The sequence below is a fragment of the Nocardia sp. NPDC055050 genome (assembly GCF_053608345.1).
Genome location: NZ_JBSGVG010000090.1, coordinates 1 through 2921 on the forward strand (window position 1 = coordinate 1; position 2921 = coordinate 2921).

Genomic DNA, 2921 nt, shown 5'->3' on the forward strand with positions numbered 1-2921 from the left:
GAGGCGCCCCTCGTGCTGTGCGGACCAGCTCAGTGCGCGGCCGAATCCCAGCTCCGGCCGGTGCCGACGGAGACGGTGAGCGGGACCGAGAGGTCGATCGCGGCCGACATCTGTTCGCGCGCAAGGGCTTCGAGGGCCTCGCGTTCGCCGTCGGCGACCTCGAAGACCAGTTCGTCGTGGATCTGCAGCAGCATCCGCGAGCGCAGGCCCGCTTCGCGGATCGCGTTCTGCACGTTGATCATCGCGACCTTGATGATGTCGGCGGCGGTGCCCTGGATCGGCGCGTTCAGTGCCATCCGCTCGGCGGATTCACGGCGCTGACGGTTGCTGGAATCCAGGTCGGGCAGGTAACGCCTGCGGCCGAAGAGGGTTTGGGTGTAGCCGACCTTGCGGGCCTGGTCGACGACGTCGGACAGGTAGTCGCGGATACCGCCGAAACGGTCGAAGTACACGTCCATCTGCTCTTTGGCCTCGGTGGTGCTGATCTTGAGCTGGGCGCTCAAGCCGTAGGAGCTCAGACCGTAGGCGAGACCGTAGGACATGGCCTTGATCCGGCGGCGCAGCTCGGAGCTCACCTCCGCGATCGGGATGTCGAAGGCCTTCGATGCGACGAAGGTGTGCAGGTCCTCGCCGGAATTGAAGGCCTCGATCAAGCCCGCGTCCCCGGACAGGTGCGCCATGATGCGCATCTCGATCTGGCTGTAGTCGGCGGTCATGAGTTCGGCGAAGCCGGGGCCGACCACGAAGGTGTCGCGGATCTGGCGGCCGGTGTCGGTGCGGATCGGGATGTTCTGCAGATTCGGCTCGGTCGAGGAGAGCCGGCCGGTGGCGGCGATGGTCTGGTTGAACGTGGTGTGCACGCGGCCGTCGTCGGAGACCGACTTGAGCAGGCCGTCGACGGTCACCTTGAGCCGGGTCGCGTCGCGGTGGGCCAGCAGGTGTTCCAGGAACGCGTGACCGGTCTTCTCGAACAGCGATTCCAGCGCGTCGGCGTCGGTGGTGTAGCCGGTCTTGGTGCGCTTGGTCTTCGGCATGTCGAGCTCGTCGAACAGCACCACCTGCAACTGCTTGGGCGAGCCGAGATTGATCTGCTTGCCGATCACCTCGTACGCGGAGTTCGCGGCCTCGGTGACGCGGTCGGCGAACTGCTGCTGGAGGTTCTCGAGCTGGGCGACGTCGACCGCGATGCCCGCTTCCTCCAGTTGACCGAGCACGCCGAGCAGCGGCAGCTCCATCTCCGTGAGCAGTGGGGTCGATTCGATGGCTTCGAGTTCGGTATCCAGGGCGACGGCTAGATCGGCGACCGCGCGGGCACGCAACATCTCCTCGCGGGCGATATCGGCGGCGACAGTGTCCTCGTCGTCGAGCAGGGACAGCTGGCCCGTGTCGCCGGTCTCGACGCGCAGTTCGCGCTTGAGATAGCGCAGTGACAGATCGTCGAGGTTGAAGCTGCGCTGACCGGGGCGGACCAGGTAGGCCGACAGGGCGGTGTCGGTGGCGAGACCGCCCAGGGTGAAGCCGCGCCCGCGCAGTGCGTGCCCGGCGGACTTGGCCTCGTGCAGCGCCTTGGGCACCTCGGGATCGGCCAGCCAGGTGGCCAGCGCCGTCTCGTCTTCGGGGGTGAGGACGGTCAGGTCGATGTAGCCGCCCTCACCGTCGGCGGCGGCGATCGCCAGTGCCCGCGCGTCACCGTGCACCGGCGTCCCGGTCCCGACGATCGAGAGGCCATGGCGCACACCGGCTTTCGCGTGCTCGGCCAACCAGTCGGCGACCGCGCCCTGATCGAGGGCACCACCGCTGATCTCGAAACCCGACTCGGCTTCCGGCTCGGGGGAACCGAGGGTGTCGAACAGTCGGTCGCGCAGCACCCGGAACTCGAGGTCGTCGAAGAGCTGGTGGATCTTGTCGCGGTCCCACGGCGCCTTGATCAGCTGGTCGGGGGTGTAGGGCAGCGGCACCTCGCGCACCATCTCGGTGAGCTGGCGGTTGAGCACCACGCTCGACAGGTTCGCCCGCAGGGAGTCGCCGACCTTGCCCTTCACCTGATCGACGCGGTCGACCAGGGTGGCGAGGTCGCCGTATTCGCGGATCCACTTGGCGGCGGTCTTCTCCCCCACGCCGGGAATGCCGGGCAGATTGTCGCTCGGGTCGCCGCGCAGAGCCGCGTAGTCGGGATACTGCGCGGGCGTGAGGCCGTATTTGGTCTCCACCTCGGCCGGGGTGAAGCGGGTGAGATCCGAGACGCCCTTCTTCGGGTAGAGCACGGTGACGTCGTCGTTGACCAGCTGGATCGCGTCGCGGTCGCCGGTGACGATGAGGACCCGGTAGCCCTGTGCCATCGCCTGGGTGGTGAGAGTGGCGATCACATCGTCGGCCTCGTAGCCGTCGATGGCCATCACCGGGATGCCCATCGCGCCGAGCACGTCCTTGGTGAGTTCGACCTGCCCACGGAACTCGTCGGGGGTGGCACTGCGATTGGCCTTGTACTCCGGGTACGCCTCGGTGCGGAACGTCTTGCGCGACACGTCGAACGCCGCGGCCACATGGCTCGGTTTCTCGTCGCGCAGCAGATTGATCAGCATCGAGGTGAATCCGTACACCGCGTTGGTGGTCTGACCCGTGACAGTCTTGAAGTTCTCCGCCGGTAGCGCGAAGAACGCGCGATAGGCGATCGAATGCCCGTCGAGGAGCAGCAGCGTAGGCCGCTCACCCTCCGGGGCAGTGGTCGTTGTCGATGCCTGCGCAGTCGTCGGTGAACTCACCCGAGTGAGTCTAGGGACACCCTCCGACAGACACGAACACCGCCATCACCGCACTCCCAGCCCAGAACCCCGACCCCTAGGGAGGGGCGGCCACGCAGTGGCCGGTCGCGGCCGGGTCGCCGGTTAGCCGCCGGGGCGTAGGCGACGAAGGAGCAAGCC

The 2921-nt window shown here is 67.3% G+C and carries 1 protein-coding gene; it reads right to left on the reverse strand.

Annotated features, from left to right (window positions below; translation table 11 throughout):
* Positions 1–29: 29 nt before the first annotated feature.
* The gene (gene polA / locus ACWGCN_RS35755) at positions 30–2762 is read right to left on the reverse strand and encodes a DNA polymerase I (protein ID WP_379317170.1); all 2733 of its coding nucleotides are present in this window, start codon (positions 2760–2762) and stop codon (positions 30–32) included.
* Positions 2763–2921 lie beyond the last annotated feature (159 nt).